Annotated in this window: 20 protein-coding genes and 1 pseudogene; 11 read left to right on the top strand and 10 right to left on the bottom strand. The window is 67.1% G+C overall.

The genetic code is table 11. The annotated features are described in order from the left end of the window. Positions 1-50: 50 nt before the first annotated feature. From dapE to ACYU8W_RS10625, 5 genes are read left to right on the top strand one after another with little or no spacing between them, the layout of a single operon-like run. Positions 51-1,145 (top strand): succinyl-diaminopimelate desuccinylase, encoded by a 1,095-nt coding sequence (gene dapE, locus ACYU8W_RS10645; protein WP_499468939.1) that lies wholly within the window; start codon positions 51-53, stop codon positions 1,143-1,145. A gap of 50 nt (positions 1,146-1,195) precedes the next feature. Continuing rightward, positions 1,196-1,948 (top strand): LOG family protein, encoded by a 753-nt coding sequence (locus tag ACYU8W_RS10640; RefSeq protein WP_499469090.1) that lies wholly within the window; start codon positions 1,196-1,198, stop codon positions 1,946-1,948. 37 nt (positions 1,949-1,985) lie between these two features. After that, positions 1,986-2,282, top strand: a complete 297-nt coding sequence (locus ACYU8W_RS10635) for a DivIVA domain-containing protein (RefSeq protein ID WP_499468937.1) — start codon at positions 1,986-1,988, stop codon at positions 2,280-2,282. A 3-nt stretch (positions 2,283-2,285) separates the two neighbouring features. Continuing rightward, a complete protein-coding gene (locus tag ACYU8W_RS10630) occupies positions 2,286-2,879 on the top strand; it encodes a DNA-3-methyladenine glycosylase I (protein ID WP_499469088.1) in 594 nt (197 codons plus the stop codon). After that, the gene (locus tag ACYU8W_RS10625) at positions 2,876-4,117 is read left to right on the top strand and encodes a hypothetical protein (protein WP_499468935.1); all 1,242 of its coding nucleotides are present in this window, start codon (positions 2,876-2,878) and stop codon (positions 4,115-4,117) included. Before ACYU8W_RS10630 ends, ACYU8W_RS10625 begins: the two co-directional genes overlap by 4 nt. A 318-nt stretch (positions 4,118-4,435) precedes the next feature. Here the strand turns inward: ACYU8W_RS10625 and ACYU8W_RS10620 are convergent, their stop codons facing one another. From ACYU8W_RS10620 to ACYU8W_RS10605, 4 genes are read right to left on the bottom strand one after another with little or no spacing between them, the layout of a single operon-like run. Beyond that, positions 4,436-5,758: an SPFH domain-containing protein gene (locus tag ACYU8W_RS10620; RefSeq protein ID WP_499468933.1), complete on the bottom strand. Its 1,323-nt coding sequence runs from the start codon at positions 5,756-5,758 to the stop codon at positions 4,436-4,438. Next, a complete protein-coding gene (locus tag ACYU8W_RS10615) occupies positions 5,759-6,205 on the bottom strand; it encodes an NfeD family protein (protein WP_239702269.1) in 447 nt (148 codons plus the stop codon). A 25-nt stretch (positions 6,206-6,230) separates the two neighbouring features. Then, positions 6,231-7,022, bottom strand: coding sequence for an enoyl-CoA hydratase-related protein (locus tag ACYU8W_RS10610; protein ID WP_499468930.1), 792 nt, complete (start codon positions 7,020-7,022; stop codon positions 6,231-6,233). Positions 7,023-7,060: 38 nt separating this feature from the next. Then, a complete protein-coding gene (locus tag ACYU8W_RS10605) occupies positions 7,061-7,846 on the bottom strand; it encodes a PaaX family transcriptional regulator (RefSeq protein WP_129627099.1) in 786 nt (261 codons plus the stop codon). A 234-nt stretch (positions 7,847-8,080) separates the two neighbouring features. On the opposite strand from ACYU8W_RS10605, the gene ACYU8W_RS10600 reads away from it, so the two are divergent. Continuing rightward, entirely contained in the window at positions 8,081-8,248 is a 168-nt protein-coding gene (locus ACYU8W_RS10600; RefSeq protein WP_115923734.1) for a DUF3117 domain-containing protein, read from the top strand. A 71-nt stretch (positions 8,249-8,319) separates the two neighbouring features. Here ACYU8W_RS10600 and ACYU8W_RS10595 read toward each other — a convergent pair whose 3' ends face one another. Next, positions 8,320-8,952: an O-methyltransferase gene (locus ACYU8W_RS10595; protein WP_499468928.1), complete on the bottom strand. Its 633-nt coding sequence runs from the start codon at positions 8,950-8,952 to the stop codon at positions 8,320-8,322. Between the two features lie 218 nt (positions 8,953-9,170). Between ACYU8W_RS10595 and sigE the strand changes: the two genes are divergently transcribed. The 5 genes and pseudogenes from sigE to ACYU8W_RS10570 form a co-directional block, all read left to right on the top strand. Further along, on the top strand, positions 9,171-9,824 hold the full coding sequence (gene sigE, locus ACYU8W_RS10590; RefSeq protein WP_499469086.1) for an RNA polymerase sigma factor SigE: 654 nt from the start codon (positions 9,171-9,173) through the stop codon (positions 9,822-9,824). Beyond that, positions 9,821-10,321, top strand: coding sequence for an anti-sigma factor family protein (locus ACYU8W_RS10585; RefSeq protein ID WP_499468926.1), 501 nt, complete (start codon positions 9,821-9,823; stop codon positions 10,319-10,321). Before sigE ends, ACYU8W_RS10585 begins: the two co-directional genes overlap by 4 nt. Before the next feature lie 277 nt (positions 10,322-10,598). Further along, on the top strand, positions 10,599-11,627 hold the full coding sequence (locus tag ACYU8W_RS10580; protein ID WP_499468924.1) for a S1C family serine protease: 1,029 nt from the start codon (positions 10,599-10,601) through the stop codon (positions 11,625-11,627). A 79-nt stretch (positions 11,628-11,706) separates the two neighbouring features. Then, positions 11,707-12,081 carry a twin-arginine translocase TatA/TatE family subunit gene (locus ACYU8W_RS10575; protein ID WP_499468923.1) on the top strand — a complete coding sequence of 125 codons (375 nt, stop codon included), beginning with the start codon at positions 11,707-11,709 and terminating at the stop codon, positions 12,079-12,081. Positions 12,082-12,284: 203 nt separating this feature from the next. After that, a pseudogene (locus tag ACYU8W_RS10570) lies at positions 12,285-12,407 on the top strand (helix-turn-helix domain-containing protein); the annotation flags it as partial. Between the two features lie 13 nt (positions 12,408-12,420). On the opposite strand, the gene ACYU8W_RS10565 reads toward ACYU8W_RS10570, so the two are convergent. The 5 genes from ACYU8W_RS10565 to ACYU8W_RS10545 form a co-directional block, all read right to left on the bottom strand. Further along, positions 12,421-13,179, bottom strand: coding sequence for an anti-sigma factor (locus tag ACYU8W_RS10565; protein ID WP_499468922.1), 759 nt, complete (start codon positions 13,177-13,179; stop codon positions 12,421-12,423). Further along, positions 13,172-13,744, bottom strand: a complete 573-nt coding sequence (locus ACYU8W_RS10560; RefSeq protein ID WP_499468921.1) for a sigma-70 family RNA polymerase sigma factor — start codon at positions 13,742-13,744, stop codon at positions 13,172-13,174. The genes ACYU8W_RS10565 and ACYU8W_RS10560 overlap by 8 nt, the downstream gene beginning before the upstream one ends. Before the next feature lie 126 nt (positions 13,745-13,870). Beyond that, entirely contained in the window at positions 13,871-15,007 is a 1,137-nt protein-coding gene (locus tag ACYU8W_RS10555; protein ID WP_499468920.1) for an Mrp/NBP35 family ATP-binding protein, read from the bottom strand. Between the two features lie 28 nt (positions 15,008-15,035). Next, positions 15,036-15,668, bottom strand: a complete 633-nt coding sequence (locus ACYU8W_RS10550; RefSeq protein ID WP_129627080.1) for a DUF1003 domain-containing protein — start codon at positions 15,666-15,668, stop codon at positions 15,036-15,038. Then, positions 15,665-16,978, bottom strand: coding sequence for a magnesium transporter MgtE N-terminal domain-containing protein (locus ACYU8W_RS10545; RefSeq protein ID WP_129627077.1), 1,314 nt, complete (start codon positions 16,976-16,978; stop codon positions 15,665-15,667). Before ACYU8W_RS10545 ends, ACYU8W_RS10550 begins: the two co-directional genes overlap by 4 nt. Positions 16,979-17,002: the final 24 nt, after the last annotated feature.

Below are 17,002 nucleotides of genomic sequence, written 5' to 3'. Positions count from 1 at the left end.
GTGAGACTCCCCGCGAAGCCCGGTAGCGACCGTCCGACAAGATGTGTTCCATGGCTTCTCTCGACTTGAACACGGACGTCGTGACCTTGACCGCCGCCCTGTGTGACATCCCATCGGTGAGCAAGGACGAGCAGGCGATCGCGGACGCGATCGAGGCGGCGTTGCGCGAACTGCCGCATCTGAGCGTGCAGCGGGACGGCAACGCGATCGTCGCCCGCACCGACCTCGGCCGCGAAGAGCGCGTCGTGCTCGCCGGGCACATCGACACCGTCCCGATCACCGACCCGCCGAACGTTCCCGTGCGCCGGGTCGACGGGATGCTCCTCGGGCGTGGGACGACCGACATGAAGGGCGGGGTCGCGGTGCAGCTGGCGCTCGCGGCGGGAGTGCCCGAACCGACCCGCGACGTCACCTACGTCTTCTACGACTGCGAAGAGATCGAAGCCGAGTTCAACGGCCTGGCCCGGCTCGTGCGCAATCACCCCGACTGGCTCCAGGCCGACTTCGCGGTGCTGCTCGAACCGACGGACGGCGGGATCGAGGGCGGCTGCAAGGGCACAATGAAGGTCGACGTGTCGGCCAAGGGCATCGCCGCTCATTCGGCACGACCGTGGAACGGACACAACGCGATTCACGAGGCGGGGGAGATTCTCGCCCGGCTGTCCGCGTACGAGCCACGCACGGTCGACGTCGAGGGCCTGGCCTACCACGAGGCGCTGAACGCGGTCGGTATCGCCGGCGGCATCGCGGGCAATGTCATCCCTGACCGATGCGTCGTCTCGGTCAACTACCGGTACGCACCCGATCGCGACACCGAGCAGGCGCTGGCCCATCTGCGCGAGGTCTTCGCCGGGTACGAGATGGAGGTCAAGGACGCCGCCGACGGGGCGAAGCCCGGCCTCGACAAGCCCGCCGCCAAGGGGTTCGTCGACGCGCTCGCACTCCCGGTCGTCGGCAAGGAGGGTTGGACGGACGTCGCACAGTTCTCGGCGCTCGGCGTCCCGGCGGTGAACTTCGGGCCCGGTGACCCGAACCTGGCACACACCGACGACGAACGCTGCCCCGAGGATCAGATCAACGCCGCCCTGGAGGCCATGCGGCGATGGCTGTCGCCCGACTTCGCGGACGGGGGCCAAGCACGATGAACGCAGCCAAGGGGGAGGAGCCGATCGGTATGACTCGCGCCGAGATCGAGATGGTCGAGATCGAACGCCGTGACTACCGCCGCGGGGCCACGACGCTGCGTGGTTCGCAGGTGCCCCGCACCACCACCGACCAGCGTCTGCTGGATCGCCAACCCGACTCCGACTGGTTGCACACCGACCCCTGGCGGGTGATGCGCATCCAGGCGGAGTTCGTCGAGGGATTCGGCGCGCTCGCCGAACTCGGACCGGCGATCAGCGTGTTCGGCTCGGCCCGTCTCCAGCCCGGCAGCGAGCACTACGCCAAGGCTGTGCAGGTCGGACGGTTGCTCGCCGAAGCCGGCTACGCGGTCATCACCGGTGGTGGACCGGGCGCGATGGAGGCAGCCAACAAGGGGGCCTGCGAGGCCGGGGGAGTCAGCGTCGGACTCGGCATCGAACTACCCTTCGAGACCGGCTTGAACGAGTACGTCGAACTCGGTGTGAACTTCCGCTACTTCTTCGTCCGCAAGACGATGTTCGTGAAGTACTCGCAGGGATACGTCGTACTCCCAGGCGGATTCGGCACGCTCGACGAACTCTTCGAGGCGATTACGCTCGCGCAGACACAGAAGATCACCAGCTTCCCGGTGGTGTTGCTGGGCGCAGACTTCTGGACTCCGATGCTCGACTTCGTCACCGGAACGCTGCTGGCCGAGGGGATGATCTCGCCGAACGACGTGAAGCGACTGCAGATCGTCGACGACCCGGCCGAGGCGGTCGAGATCATCATCCGTGAGGACCGCCTGCTGCACCCTCCGGCGTGAGTCGGATCGCGAGGCCTCCGGGCATTACCCTGTCCGGGTGATCGTCGTTCTCATCGTCCTGCTCGTGGTCGTGGCCGGCCTGGCGGTTGCCGCTGTCATGGGACGCTTCGGCGGGTTCATGGACGACGCGGTCACCACGACACCCTTCGAGACCCTGCCCGACGGCCACCTGACCTCGGACGACGTCGCGTCCCTGCGCTTCGACCAGACCGTGCGCGGCTACCGCATGGGGCAGGTCGACGACGTCCTCGACCGCCTCCGTGAGGCGCTCGACGACCGCGACGCCGAGATCGCCCGTCTGCGTGCCGAGCGGGACCACCGCATCGAGTATTAGAGAATTTCCTTGGGGGACAACGCAATCGTTATCGGACCGGACGGCATACCACGTTGTGCGTGGGCCGGGTCCGATCAGCTCTATCTCGCGTATCACGACGACGAGTGGGGTCGGGCCGTACACGGTGAGCAGGTGCTGTACGAGCGGATCTGCCTGGAGGCCTTCCAGTCAGGCCTCGCGTGGATCACGATCCTGCGCAAACGACCCGCGTTCCGCGCGGCCTTCGCCGAGTTCGACCCCGATGCAGTCGCCTGCTTCGACCAGGGCGATGTCGACCGGCTGATGAAGGACGCCGGCATCGTGCGTAACCGGCGCAAGATCGACGCGGCGATCACGAACGCGCGGGCGACGCTCACCCTGCGTGAGCGAGGCGGACTCGACGAATTCGTCTGGTCGTTCGCCCCGCAGCACCACCGTCCGCCGACGCACCCTAGCCACGTGCCGGCTCGGACACCAGAGTCTGTGGCACTGTCGAAAGCGTTGAAACAGAACGGTTTCGCGCACGTCGGGCCGACCACCATGTATGCAGCCATGCAGGCATGCGGTCTCGTCGACGATCATCTCGCCGGATGTCACCGGCACGCAGAGCCGCGATGAGCCTGGCAGCCTGTTCGGCGCTGATGCGCGTCCAGCAGCGTCTGGGTCGGTCCGTCGACGCCCACCTGGGCTGGTGGGTCCTCGGCGTGTTCCTGCTCGCGCGGTTGTTCTCGGCGGTGCTGATGGCCCGCATTGCGCCGCACACGGGCGAGATGGTGGTCGCCTACCGGGAGGAGCGCGGACCGCTCGGCTACTGGGACATCGTCCATTCGTGGGACGGCAAGTGGTACGAGCAGATTATCCGTGAGGGCTACCCGAAGGTGCTGCCGCTCGACCAGGAAGGCGAGGTCGCGCAGAACACCTGGGCGTTCCTGCCGCTCTACCCGGCCATGACAGCGGGACTGATGCTGGTCAGCGGGTTGTCGTTCGGCGCCGCGGGATCACTGATCTCGATCGCCTGTGCCGGTGCCGCTGTCGTGTTGATGAGCGTGCTGTTGCGTGAACGGATCGGTGCGCGCGGCGCGTTCGCCGCCACGCTGTTGTTCTCGGTGGCGCCCTCGTCGCCGGTGCTGCAGATGACCTACACCGAGTCACTCGGGATTCTGCTGCTGACCATCTTCCTGTGGGCGATCACCAGGGAACGCTGGTTGACAGCGAGCGCCACCGCGCTGCTGCTCGGCTTCGAACGACCGATCGCTCTGTCGCTCGTCGGGGTCGTGCTGGCGGTGCTGCTGCGAATGGTGCTGCGCCGGCACGATCTGCGGCTGCGCCCTCGTGACGTCCTGGGCGCGTCCGGGACGTTGATCGCGACCGGCATCTGCGGCCTTGCCTGGCCGGCCGTGGCTGCTTGGCGCACAGGGGAGTTGGACGCCTACACGCGCACCCAGGCCGGGTGGCGTGCCGGAGACGTCGTGCCGTTCAAGCCCTGGTACACCAACTTCCAGATCCTGTTCGGTGAGGGCAGGGGCGTCATCGTGCTCTTCGTCCTGGTCACCGTCGTGTTCATGATGATGACGGGGCCCTGGTCGCGCGGACTGGGTTTCGTGCTGCGCGCGTGGATGGTGTCGTACTCGCTGTACCTGCTGGCCATCGTGGACGTCTGGAGCAGCACCTTCCGTTTCCTGCTGTTCCTCTGGCCGATCACCGCGATCCTGGTCGGGGCCGCGCAACAGCGGTCGGGGGACCGGTTGCTGGTCGGCTGGCGTACCGCCGCCTGGGCTGTCGTCTTCCTCGGCTGGCAGATCTGGTGGGTGGACGAACTGCTGCACTTCACCCCGCCCGCCGACAGCGCGATCTGACACCAAGGCAGATTAGGACGAGACTCACCCACACGCTGGTCGAGTGGGCGCGGAGCGTTACGAGACTTACCCACACGTTGGTCGAGTAGGTGCGGAGCGTTACGACACTTACCCACACGCTGGTCGAGTAGGTGCGGAGCGTTACGAGACTTACCCACACGCTGGTCGAGTAGGTGCGGAGCATTACGAGACTTACCCACACGCTGGTCGAGTAGGTGCGGAGCGTTAGCGGAGTGCCGCGATCGAGACCAGGTGAGGAACGTCCGAAACGAACAGCCCCGCCGGTGATCGGCGGGGCTGTTCGGTGAAGCGGATGGGTCAGTCCTGCTGCCCCGGGTGCTTGGGCAACTGGACGCCCTGGCCGAAGCCGTCGGGAGCCTGCTGCGGCGGCAGTGTCGGGTGAGCCTGGGTCGAGCCACCGTCACCGCCGGTGATCGCCCGTGGATCCTGCGCGGCGGGCTGCTGGTTCCGCACGGCCGCCTGGTCCTTGGCTGCCTGACGGTCGGCACGGCGCTCTGAGCGACGCTTGGCGTCCTCCTCCATGATGTCGCCGGCGACGGACTGACGGGCGACGGCTTCGGCCTCGGCGACGGCCTTGGCGACAGCCGGGTCGCGGCTGAGGTCGAACCATTCCTCGACCTCGTCCTCGTCCACCTTGGGGACGTCCTCGTAGGACGGCATCTCGTAGCGGAAGGTGCCGTCGTCGCTCTGCTGCCCGAAGGACTTCGCGAAGCCCTGCAACGCTGAACCGAAGTCGCTCGGCACGACCCACACCTTGCTCGCCTCGCCCTTGGCCATCTCCGGGATCTGACGCAGGTACTCGTACGCCAGCAGTTCGGGCGTCGGCTTGGCCGCACGGATCGCGGCGAACGTCTTCTCGATGGACTTGGCCTCACCCTGGGCCCGAAGGTACAGCGCGGCACGGTCACCCTGGGCGCGCAGGATGCGCGACTGACGGTCACCCTCGGCGGCGAGGATGGAGGCCTGCTTGGCACCTTCTGCGGCGAGGATCTGGCTCTGCTTGTCACCCTCGGCCGACTTGATCGCCGACTCGCGATGACCCTCGGCGGCCAGGATGGTTGCACGCTTCTCGCGATCCGCCTTCATCTGCTTCTCCATCGATTCCTGGATGGAGGGCGGCGGGAAGATCGACTTCAACTCGACACGGGCGACGCGCAGACCCCAGCGGGACGTGGCCTCGTCCAGGACGCCACGCAGCTGGGTGTTGATGACCTCACGGGAGGTGAGCGTCTCCTCCAGCGTCATGCCACCGACGACGTTACGCAAAGTCGTGGTGGCCAACTGCTCCACGCCGACGATGTAGTTGTTGATCTCGTAGACGGCAGAGCGGGGGTCGGTCACCTGGAAGTAGACGACAGTGTCGATGTTGACCGTCAGGTTGTCCTCGGTGATCACCGGCTGCGGGGGGAAGCTCACCACCCGTTCGCGCAGGTCGACCTTAGCGCGGATCCGGTCGACGAACGGCATGAGGAACAGCAGCTGCCCCGACACCGTCTTGGTGTATCGGCCGAGTCTCTCGACGACGGCTGCTTCCGCCTGCGGCACCACGGCCACCGACTTGACCACGATGATGACCGCCAGGATGGCGATGATCGCCGCGATGATGAGTAACGGTTCCATTCAGTTCTCCCCGAAATTGTCGCTGTCAACGACGGCAACAGCACCGTCGATCCGATCCACGACGAGCTTCTCGCCGGGTTCGAAGGTCATGTCCGGTCGAGCCGGACGAGCAGTCCAGATGTCGCCGCCGATCCGCACCAGGCCGCCGTCCTCGGTGACCTGTTCGACCACTTCTGCGCGTGCGCCGAGCAGGGCGTCGGTGTTCATCGCGTGCATCGGTCCGGACAGGAAGTGTCGCTTGAGCGGCGGACGGACCAGCAGCAGCAGGGCGATCGAGACGACTGCGAACACCACGGCACTGACCCAGGTGTCGGCGCCGGCCGCGGAGGTGCCGGCTGCTGCGAGAGCGCCACCGCCGAGCATGAGCAGGACGAACTCGCCGCCGAGGACCTCGAGCCCGATCAGGGCGAGTCCGGCGACGATCCAGAAGAGTGTCGTCCAGTCCATGTGCCCTACTTCCTCGACTTCGTGCTCAGCGTCCCTCGAACACCGGTGGCTTCTTCGCGATGAACGCGTCCACGGCCGAGCGGTGATCGGCCGTGCCCCCGGTGAGTTTCATCAACTCGGCTTCCTTGGCCAACGATTCGGACAGCTCATGAGTTGCCGCGAATCCGACCGCGCGCCGGACGGATCCGTACGCGATCGTTGGTCCCGATGCTAACCGCTGAGCCAATTCGGCGACGGCGGAATCGAATTCATCGTCGGGGACGACCGTGGTCGCCAACCCGAGTTCGAGGGCCTCGTCGGCCTTGACGGTGCGCGGGAAGAACAGCAGCTCCTTCGCTTTGGCGATACCGACCAGACGCTGCAGCGTCCACGAGGACCCGGAGTCGCAGGATAGAGCGATACCGGTGAACGCCAGATTGAAACCAGCGCTCGCGCGCAGCACGCGTAGGTCGGCGGCGAAGGCGAAGGCAGCGCCTGCGCCGGCAGCAACACCGTTGACCGCGGCGATCACCGGTTTGTTCATGGTTGACAGCAACTCGACGATCGGGTTGTAGTGCTCCTCGACGGTGGTGTCGAGTGCGTCCGAACCGAGTTCGAGCAGCCCGAGGTGTTCCTTGAGGTCCTGGCCGACACAGAAGGCGCGGCCGGTGCCGGTGAGCACGACGACCCGCACGCTCTCGTCCTCAGCAGTCGCCTGCAACGACGACAGCAGCAAATCCTTGGTCGGGATGTCCAGCGCGCACATCTCGTTCGGGCGGTTGATCCGAACGGTCGCGACACCGCCGTCCCGCTCCACGACGACAGGGGCCTCGGTCATGGACGTTCTCCTTGGTTGATCAGGCCACGGACGGGCTTTCAGGCCCGGCCGAGTGCGGTGCGGATACAGGACTCAACGTACGCGGACGCTCCCGGCCGCAGCCGGGCGGCCACGTCGCGGAAGCGCTCGGACGCAACGGTGCCCGGCCACGCGTCGGGTAGAACCTCGGGTGGCAGGCCGGGGTCACGGAACAGGAACTTGCGCCACTCGTGAACTGCGAGCGTCCTTGTCAGATAACGCTCTTCGTCGCTCGCATCGTCGGGGAAGCCCTGCACCAGTTCGGTCAGCCAGCGGTCGTACTGTCGGTGCGCGTCGGCGATCTGCTCCAGGTCCCACATCGACGACGCGAACTGCCGCGGGTCACCGGACAACTCTGAGTGGAACTCGCGATAGCCGGGCCCGAGGGTGCCTGCGAGGTCGTCGCTCGCACGGGGAGCGATCCAGGTGTCGACGGCCAGCCTGGCGTAGCCCAGGTACTCCATCGAGGCCCGGACGCGGGCTCGAGCCGACCGGTCGCCGCTGTGTTCGACGACGACGATGTGCCACCGACCGTCCCACTCGGGCGTGTGGTCGGCGTAGATCCGTTGTCCGGCGGTGGCCAGGCGCTGCGCGGCCCGTGGGGTCATCGCGTAGCCGCGCGCGCCGTCCCGGGTCTGGGCGGTGAGCCAGCCTTCGCGGGCCATGCGCGAGATCGCGGTGCGGGTCGCCGCCGGGGCGATGTCGATGACGCCGGTGAGCTGCACAAGTGCCGCGACGGGGGCCCACTTCGTGCTCGACAGCAGGTGGTCGCCGTAGATGTCGAAGACGGCGGACCTGGCGAGCATGGCCACATGCTGCCACGGTCTGTCGCGGCGTGGGATGGGCGCCGTTGCGACAGACCGGGGCCGGTCGGGGGATCGTTGCAATTCGTTGACCGCCGAATTTCCTCCCCGCGCCCGCACTGGGGGATAATGGTCGGCGTAAAGGGTGCGTCACCGAGTCATCGGCAAGACAAAAACGAACTGTGTGGATGCCGACGCGCCCGTCACGAAAGCCACACGGCGGAAGGGGAAGCACCCATGGCGGCGATGAAGCCGAGGACTGGCGACGGCCCGCTCGAAGTCACCAAGGAAGGCCGGAGCATCCTGCTGCGCATGCCGCTGGAAGGCGGTGGCCGACTCGTGGTCGAGATGAACGCCGAAGAGGCGCAGGCGCTGGGCGACGCCATCAAGGGTTGCATCGGCTGATCACCCGGTACAGATGACGGAAAGTCCCGTGGATCAACTGATCCACGGGACTTTCGTGCTGTTCCGGACGGTCAGCGCTTGATCGCGACCAGCAGTCCGTCGCCGACGGGCAGCATCGTGGTGGCGAGATCTGAGTCGTCGCGCAACTGCTTGCCGAGGTCGCGCAGCGTACGGGTGACCTCGTCGCGAGCGGTCGGGTCGGCGACCTGGTCGTGCCAGAGCATGTTGTCGATCGCGAGCACCCCGCCCGGACGCAACAGGCGCAGCGCTTGCTCGACGTACTGGGGGTACTCGGTCTTCTCGCCGTCGACGAGCACCAGGTCGTAGCCACCGTCGGTGAGCCGGGGCAGGACCGACAGCGCACTGCCGACGATCGTGCGGGTGCGTTGCGGTGGGTAGCCCGCTTCGGCGAACGCCTGCTTGGCGGCGTGCTGATGCTCGCTGGAGATGTCGATGGTGGTCAGGATGCCGTCGGACGGCATGCCGGTCAGCAGCCACAGGCCGCTCACGCCGGCACCGGTGCCGATCTCGACGACGGACCGGGCCTGGCAGGACGCGGTCAGCATGCGCAGGGCCGCTCCCGTGCCGGTGCCGACGGGGACGCATCCGAGCTCGTCGCCACGGGATCGCGCGCGCTCGATGTGCTCCGGTTCGACCGTGAACTCCTCGGCGTAGGTCCAGGTACCGGGTCGCATGGATGTCATGGCTGACAAATCTACTTGGCGCGCCCGACAGTGCGAAAATGGATGCGGAATCGATCAGGGGAAACAAACAAGCGAGACCGATCGTTGAACCGAATGACGCTCTCGGGCGTCCAGTCGGTGGGCTCGACAGCACCTGCACCGCGGTCACACAGCTGACACACAGCCGGGTGGGTGAGGCTGGAGCCGCGCAACGACTGGACGAACTGGGGGACAACGACATGACCGCAACGCCCGATAGGACGACGTTGAAGCGAACCAAGACAGTGGTGCCCGACCAGGCCCCGGCAGGCTGGCAGCCGCCGACCTGGGAGGAGATCGTCGCCGAGCACTCCACGCGGGTCTACCGGTTGGCCTACCGCCTGACGGGCAATGTCCACGACGCCGAAGACCTCACGCACGATGTCTTCGTCCGGGTGTTCCGCTCCCTGGGCTCATACCGTCCCGGCACCTTCGAGGGCTGGCTGCACCGCATCACCACCAACGTCTTCCTGGACAAGATGCGCCGCAAGCAGCGCATCCGGTTCGACGCCTTGTCCGACGACGCCGCCGCCCGGCTGGTCAGCCGCACCGGCAGCCCGGAGCAGTTGTACGCCGACGCACACTTCGACGACGACATCCAGCGTGCGCTCGATGCACTGTCGCCCGACTTCCGCGCCGCGGTCGTGCTCTGCGACATCGAGGGCCTGTCCTACGAAGAAGTCGCCGCGACGCTGGACGTCAAGCTGGGCACCGTCCGATCCCGCATTCACCGCGGCCGCGCCCAACTGCGTGCCGCCCTGGCGCACCGCGACCCCGCGGTTCGCCCGGTCGAACCGGTCGTCCCCGCTCGCACCTCGCTCGGTCTGGGGCGGCCCGTGGAGGTCGGCGGATGATCTGTCCCGAGCACGACGTGCTCGTCGATTACGTCGACGCAGTCCTCGACGCCAAGACGGCAACCGTCCTTGAGCGGCACTTGGTCGCGTGCCAGTGCTGTCGCTCGAAGGTGGCCGCCGAGCGGGATCTCATCGAGCGGATGCGCGGGGTTCCGGCCAACGCGCCTCGCGGCGACTCCGACTTCATGGCCGGACTGCTCAGTCTGGGTGATCTGCCGACCCAACCGATGCCGACCCGACGGTCCTCGTCCAAATCGCCGGCGACGATTCCCTGCCACGCGCCCGCTCAGTACGTCTCCGCGCGCAAGCCGATCGGTATCGCGGCGCTGGCCGTCGTCGGTTGCATCAGCGCGGCCGTCGTCGCCATTCATGCTCCGGTGCAGAACGGCACGCCCGCTCGCATGCCGGTGATGCGCAGTCAGCCGGCCACGGGGCAGGCGCCGATGGCGCGGGTGATCGGTTTCGAGCAGAACGCTCCCGGCTCGCCGCGTCCGTAGTCCCCGCAGAAGTGGGTCCCGACCGGCCTCTGCCCCGCGTCGGTGCACGACCGGGTCACGATCGAGAATGGACACCATGTCGCAGGACCCGCGATCCAGACCCCTTCCCATCCCGCGCCCGGGCGTTGCCCCGCACTCGCACGGCCCGGCCACGCCTGGCTCCGGCGCAGAGAACCCGACAGGCAGCGCCCCCGGCCCATTTGCGGCGCCGCCGGTGCTCGGTCCTGGTGATGGTCCGCAGGCACCCGCACCACGTCCTCCCCGGCGGACCGGTCTGTTGATCGCGAGCGCCGCGCTGCTTGCTCTGTTGTGCGGCGGTGTCGGCGGATTCGTCGGCAATGAACTTGCAGATCAACAAGATTCACCATCCGCAGGCGTAGCCGCCGGCAATGTCGAAGCCATCGCGAACAAGGCTCTGCCGAGCGTCGTCACAATCAGGATCAGCAGTTCGTCCGGGGTTCCGCGGGGCAGCGGATCCGGCTTCGTGCTGCGCTCGGACGGTTACATCGTCACCAACAACCACGTCGCGTCCGCAGGTGGTGACGGCGCCGGGCTCAAGGTCCTGTTCTCCGACCAGTCGGAAGCGGACGCCCGGATCGTCGGGGTCTCCCCGACGTACGACCTCGCGGTCCTGAAAGTGGAGCGCAAGGATCTTCCGGCGCTGGAACTCGGCGAGTCCGACGACCTGAAGGTCGGCCAGTCGGTGATCGCGGTGGGTGCTCCGCTCGGCCTCACCGGGTCGGTCACCACCGGCATCGTGAGTGCGCTGAATCGGCCCGTCGTCACCGGCGGCGACGACTCGTCCGGAGGCGCCAGCAGTGAGTCCAACTCCCGCTCTTACATGAACGCGATTCAGACCGACGCGGCGATCAACCAGGGAAACTCCGGTGGCCCGCTGTTGGATCTGCGGGGAAATGTCATCGGCGTGAACTCCGCGATCTACTCCTCGCGCAGCGGAGGAAGCATCGGCCTGGGGTTCGCCATCCCCGCGGACCAGGTTCGCCGGACGGCCGATCAGCTCATCCGTACCGGCAAGGCCGAGTACCCGGTCATCGGTGTCGACTTCGACCCCGGCTACTCCGGCGACGGTGTGAAGGTCTCGAAGGTCAACCCCGACGGGCCGGCTGCGAAGGCCGGGATCAAGGAGGGAGACGTGATCACCTCGATCGACGGTGTGGCCACCAAGGACCCCAAGACCTTCCTGGTGACCTTGCGTTCCAAGGAGATCGGCGACACGATCACCGTCGGATTCAAGACCGGCGGTGAACAGAAGTCCGTGACAATGCGCACCGCCGCCGGCAGTTGAACCGCCACCCGGCGTCTTCGGTGCACAGGACGTCGTAGGCTTTGCTTCGGCCTGCGGACGAGGGAAGGAGAGAACACCAGTGTTCGGTATCGACACCTGGGAGTTCGTCCTTCTCGTCTGCCTGGCCGCTTTTCTGATCGGCCCCGAGCGACTGCCCGAATACGTGGCGAAGTTGCGCGGCTGGGTGAAGCAGGCACGCGAGTATGCCGAAGGCGCGAAGTCGCAGCTCAAGGACGAGATCGGCCCCGAGTACGCCGACATCAACTGGCGGCAGTACGACCCGCGGCAGTACGACCCCCGCAAGATCGTCCGGCAGGCGCTGTTCGACGAGGACGACGACGCGGCCGAGGCCCCCGGGCAGCACGACCCGATGATGGACGACATGGGTTCCACCTGGGAACCGATGCGCTACGACCCCGACCGCGCCACCCCGTACGACGACGACGCCACCTGAATCCTTGACGCTCCTATCGTTTTACGAACGATCAACATCGTTGCTCGATGAGCAGTAGTGGTGTGCAAGAGGTCGGAGAGGGAGTCGTCATGGATCAGTGGTGGTGCGCACGTTGCGCGACGTCATCGGTTGGCGGTTGCTGACGATGGCACGTCGAGGCACAGTGTTCTCCCACGACTCCTTCCACTACGTCGATGGCGTAGGCCGTTCGGTTGGCGACGCTCGAGGCGTTGTGCGAGGTGCTCGAGTGCCAACCGGGCGATCTGTTGCGATGGGATCCGGGCGAGGTCACCGACGAACACGCCCGGAGCACGGTCTCGGCGTGACCGACCGGCTGCCTCAAACGAGTTCGACCACGAAGAGCGGCGGGGAGGTCGGTGCCTGCGGGGTGGTACCGCTCGGTTCGAGGGTGACTCCGAATGTCTTGGCCCGTCGCAGGTCACCTCGCAGCTGTATCGATACCGACGACCTGTGCGACATCTGCGACGTCGTCAGCGCTCCCGCATTGGCCGTACCGCCTGCGCCGTTGATCAGCCACATCGTGTACGCCTTCCCCGCAATCGACTGCGGGACCGGGTCGAAACGAACGGCGCCGAGACCGTCCGACGTCCAGGCCACCGTCACCTGTGAACCGCGGTAGGTGGCTGTGCTCCGGCGTGCCTGGTCGTCGGCCAGGATCTGCTCGGCGGGGTTGGCCGACTGCGGTTCGCGCAGTTGCCGCACGGTGACTGTCCCTACGCCCGCGATCGCGGCCGTCGCTCCTGCGACGAGCAGCGCTCGCCTACTGATTCCGCGACGCCGCGCCGCCGCGGGCCGGTGAACGCGATCACCGGTGCGCCCGCGTGCCGGCGCACGCTCGTCCGCGCCGGTCTCCTGTGCAACGTGCTCGGCGAACGCCGCCAGTACCTTCGACCTCAGCCCGGGCGGCGGCACTTGTGCTGTGTCGAGCGAGAATCCTTCCAGAGTCGATCGCATGAGTTCCAGTTCGCTGCGACAACGCGCGCAGGTGGTCAGGTGGGTTTCGAACCGTCGTCTTTCCAGGTCGTCGACCGCATCGAGCGCGTAGACCCCGACAAGATCGTGAATCGACTCAGACATTGTCTCCTCCGTGCACCCCTCGCAAACAGGCGGCCAGTTCTCGCAGTCCGTCCCTCACCCTGGACTTCACCGTGCCGAGCGGCGCGCCCAGTTTCTCCGCAATCTGATGCTGTGTCAGCCCCGCCCAGTACGCGAGTTCGATGGCGTGGCGTTGCACTGCGCTGAGAGTTTCCAGGCATTGCCGGACGGCGAGTCCTGTCTCCGCCGCGACCACGGTGTCCTCAGGACCAACCGCGGCGCCGACGGGCTCGTTGGCGTACCGTTCGTCCCGGCGGCGAGCCGCCTCGACAGACCGGACTCTGTCCACCGCGCGTCGGTGGGCGATGGCGAGCACCCAGCCCCACGCGGTCCCGCCCCCACGGAAGGACGACGCCTTCTGCCAAATCTCGAGAAACACCTCTTGGGTGACCTCTTCGGTCAGAGCTTCATCGCGCAGTACACGCAGCACCATTCCGTAAACGCGGGTCGACGCCAGGTCATATGTCCTGGCGAACGCGTCTTGGTCACCGGCGGCGCACGATGCGATCAGCACGCCCAAATCGGTTGCGCGATCGGAAACTGTCATAGCTCCAACCTGTCGTTGTGAACCGTCCTTGCTTCGAAACGGGCGATGAGTATTCGTAGCGATCGGTCGCACGGATGAAGGAACAAGCTGCCCGGACACCGCCGCGGAGTGTCCGGACCAGCGGGGTCAGCGGACGCTCGGGGTGAGGCCCAACGAACGTCCGGCCAGCCCGCGCGCACGCGTCCCGAGGCCCTTGGCGATCGCGCGCAGCGCGACTGCGGCGGGGGAGCCAGGACGGGAGAGGACGACCGGGGCGCCGGTGTCGGCACCCTCACGCAACGCGGTGTCGAGCGGGATCTGACCGAGCAGTTCGACGGACGCACCGACCGAGCGCGACAGTGAGTCTGCGACGGCCCGGCCACCGCCGGATCCGAAGATCTCCTGGCGGGTGCCGTCGGGCAGTTCGAGCCATGACATGTTCTCGATGACACCGGCGATGCGCTGTTTGGTCTGCAGCGCGATGGAACCGGCGCGCTCGGCGACCTCGGCGGCTGCCTGCTGCGGGGTGGTCACAACCAGGATCTCCGCGGTCGGGATCAGCTGGGCAACCGAGATCGCGATGTCACCGGTGCCGGGCGGAAGGTCCAGCAGCAGCACGTCCAGGTCGCCCCAGAACACGTCGCCGAGGAACTGCTGCAACGCCCGGTGCAACATGGGGCCGCGCCAGACGACCGGCTGGTTGCCGGGGACGAACATCCCGATCGAGATGACCTTCACGTCGTTGGCGATCGGCGGCAGGATCATGTCGTCGACCTGCGTCGGCTTCTGGTCGACGCCCAGCATGCGCGGCACCGAGAAGCCGTAGATGTCGGCGTCGACCACGCCGACCCGAAGGCCGTTCTGGGCCATCGCAGCAGCGAGGTTGGTGGTGACCGACGACTTGCCGACACCACCCTTTCCGGACGCGACCGCATACACCCGGGTGAGTGAACCGGGCTTGGCGAACGGGATCTCCTTCTCCGCAGCTCCGCCGCGCAGCGACGCCTTGAGGTTTGCGCGCTGCTCGTCGTTCATCACGCCGAGACGCACCTCGACGCCGGTGACGCCCTCGACCCGCTGCACGGCAGCGGTGGTGTCGGAGGTGAGCTTGCTCTTCAGCGGGCAGCCGGAGATCGTCAACAGGATCGTGACGCTGACGTGGCCGGAGTCGGAGATGTCGACGCTCTCCACCATGCCGAGGTCGGTGATGGGCTTTCGGATCTCAGGGTCCTCGACGGTCGCGAGTGCAGCGCGGACGGCATCGAGTGTGGGGGCGACAGACATGCTTTCCATGGTAGGCGCCTGAGCGCGATCACCCCAATGCGGCCGTGCCTGACTCACTCCGCTGCGGTTTGTCCTTCTTCTTGCGCGGCTTCTGCTCGGACTCCGTGGGCTGGCCGAGAATCCCGCGCTCCTCCATCTCCTCCAGCAGGTTGCGCAGCTCGCTTCGGACGAAGTCGCGAGTTGCGGTGTCGCGCAACGCAAGTCGCAGCGATGCGACTTCGCGGGTGAGGAACTCGGTGTCGGCTAGGTTGCGCTCATCGCGTCCACGGTCCTGTTCCAGAGCGACGCGGTCACGGTCGTCCTGTCGGTTCTGCGCGAGCAGGATCAGCGGAGCGGCGTACGACGCCTGCAACGACAGGATCAGCGTCAGCAGGGTGTAGTTCAATGCACGCGGGTCGAACTGCGCCGCCTCCGGCATGAAGGTGTTCCAGGCCAGCCAGAGGGCGACGAACACCGTCATGTAGAGCAGGAACGCCGGCGTTCCCATGAACCGCGCAAACCGCTCGGACAGCACCCCGAACCGTTCGGCATCGACGCCGGGCCGTGGCAAGAACCGTCGCCGCAGTTCGCGCGGCTGGTCCAGGCGTGAACTCGACGTCTCGCGCCGCACGGTCTGCTTGCGGTCGATCTTCTTGTCCGGGCGCTCGGCACGTTCGCTCATCGCAGACCACCTCCCGAACGGTTGACGGAGGAAGCGCTGCGGACGTCGTGCCGACCTTCGCGCCAGTCGTCCGGGAGGATGTGGTCGAGCACGTCGTCGACGCTGACCGCGCCCAACAGGTACCCATTCTCATCGACCACGGGCAACACGACAAGGTCGTAGGTGGCCAGCGTGCGCGTCACTTCCTCGAGGTTGGCATCCACCGGGATCGCCTCGACCGTCTGGTCGACCGCCATCCCGACCGAGGTGTTCGGCGGTTCCCGCAACAGTCGCTGGGCGTGCACCAGGCCGATAAAGCGTCCGGTCGGTGTCTCAAGCGGTGGGCGGCAGACGAAGACTGCTGAGGCGAGCGTCGGCGCAAGTTCCTCGCGGCGGATCATCGCCAACGCTTCGGCGATCGTGGCGTCCGGGCCCAGGATCACCGGCTCGGACGTCATCATGCCGCCGGCGGTGTTCTCCTCGTAGGTCATCAACCGGCGCAGCGGGGCGGCGTCGTCCGGGGCCATCAACTGCAGCAGGTGTTCGGCCTGCTCCGGCGGTAGGTCGGCGAGCAGGTCGGCCGCGTCGTCCGGTTCCATGGCCTCCAGGACGTCGGCGGCCCGTCCTCGTTCGAGGCCGCCGATGATCTCGATCTGATCCTCCTCGGGCAGCTCTTCAAGGATGTCGGCCAGTCGGCTGTCGTCGAGCGCAGCGGCGACCTCGGCCCGGCGCTTGGGGTTGAGGTCGTGGATGACCTCGGCGAGGTCGGCCACGCGCAGGTCCTCGTAGGTCTCCAGCAGGCGCTCGGCACTCTGCGCCCCGGACTGACGGCGCAGGCCCTGCACCTGATCGAGGTCGACCAGCGAGGTCGTGCCGGGACGCCGGCGGATCAGGCGGGACACGGCCCGGCTGGTGGACGACTGCGCCTGGCCGCTCTGCCGGACGAACACCTTGGTCAGGATCCAGTCGCGGCGCGCATTGCGCGCGATCGCGATGTCCTCGACGACCGCCTCGAAGCTGCCGTCCGGGTCATTCACGGTGACCCGGCGCTCGAACATCTCCGCGAGCACGAGCGTCTCGGTGGCGCGCTGCTCGAACCGGCGCATGTTGACCAGACCCGTGCTGATCAGGGCTGCGGGGTCGATGCTGGTCACGCGGGTCATCGGCAGGAACACGCGCTTCTTGCCCGGCACCTCGATGACCAGGCCGATGGCGCGGGGATTGCGACCGGTGAAACTCACCACGACGTCGCGAACCAGGCCGACGCGGTCGCCCAGGGGGTCGAGCACGGTCAGCCCGGCGATTCTCGACACGAAGATCCGGGTGCTCACAACAGGTCAGCCTATGTCCCCGAA

The organism is Yimella radicis, from assembly GCF_054778255.1.
This window is presented reverse-complemented; position numbering and strand designations above follow the sequence as displayed.

Bases quoted from the DNA above. Each gene is read 5' to 3' on its own strand.
- dapE (WP_499468939.1), top strand. From the start codon at position 51: ATGGCTTCTCTCGACTTGAACACGGACGTCGTGACCTTGACCGCCGCC.
- ACYU8W_RS10640 (WP_499469090.1), top strand. From the start codon at position 1,196: ATGGTCGAGATCGAACGCCGTGACTACCGCCGCGGGGCCACGACGCTG.
- ACYU8W_RS10625 (WP_499468935.1), top strand. From the start codon at position 2,876: ATGAGCCTGGCAGCCTGTTCGGCGCTGATGCGCGTCCAGCAGCGTCTG.
- ACYU8W_RS10620 (WP_499468933.1), bottom strand. From the start codon at position 5,758: ATGGAACCGTTACTCATCATCGCGGCGATCATCGCCATCCTGGCGGTC.
- ACYU8W_RS10615 (WP_239702269.1), bottom strand. From the start codon at position 6,205: ATGGACTGGACGACACTCTTCTGGATCGTCGCCGGACTCGCCCTGATC.
- ACYU8W_RS10610 (WP_499468930.1), bottom strand. From the start codon at position 7,022: ATGACCGAGGCCCCTGTCGTCGTGGAGCGGGACGGCGGTGTCGCGACC.
- ACYU8W_RS10605 (WP_129627099.1), bottom strand. From the start codon at position 7,846: ATGCTCGCCAGGTCCGCCGTCTTCGACATCTACGGCGACCACCTGCTG.
- ACYU8W_RS10600 (WP_115923734.1), top strand. From the start codon at position 8,081: ATGGCGGCGATGAAGCCGAGGACTGGCGACGGCCCGCTCGAAGTCACC.
- ACYU8W_RS10595 (WP_499468928.1), bottom strand. From the start codon at position 8,952: ATGACATCCATGCGACCCGGTACCTGGACCTACGCCGAGGAGTTCACG.
- sigE (WP_499469086.1), top strand. From the start codon at position 9,171: ATGACCGCAACGCCCGATAGGACGACGTTGAAGCGAACCAAGACAGTG.
- ACYU8W_RS10585 (WP_499468926.1), top strand. From the start codon at position 9,821: ATGATCTGTCCCGAGCACGACGTGCTCGTCGATTACGTCGACGCAGTC.
- ACYU8W_RS10565 (WP_499468922.1), bottom strand. From the start codon at position 13,179: ATGTCTGAGTCGATTCACGATCTTGTCGGGGTCTACGCGCTCGATGCG.
- ACYU8W_RS10560 (WP_499468921.1), bottom strand. From the start codon at position 13,744: ATGACAGTTTCCGATCGCGCAACCGATTTGGGCGTGCTGATCGCATCG.
- ACYU8W_RS10555 (WP_499468920.1), bottom strand. From the start codon at position 15,007: ATGTCTGTCGCCCCCACACTCGATGCCGTCCGCGCTGCACTCGCGACC.
- ACYU8W_RS10550 (WP_129627080.1), bottom strand. From the start codon at position 15,668: ATGAGCGAACGTGCCGAGCGCCCGGACAAGAAGATCGACCGCAAGCAG.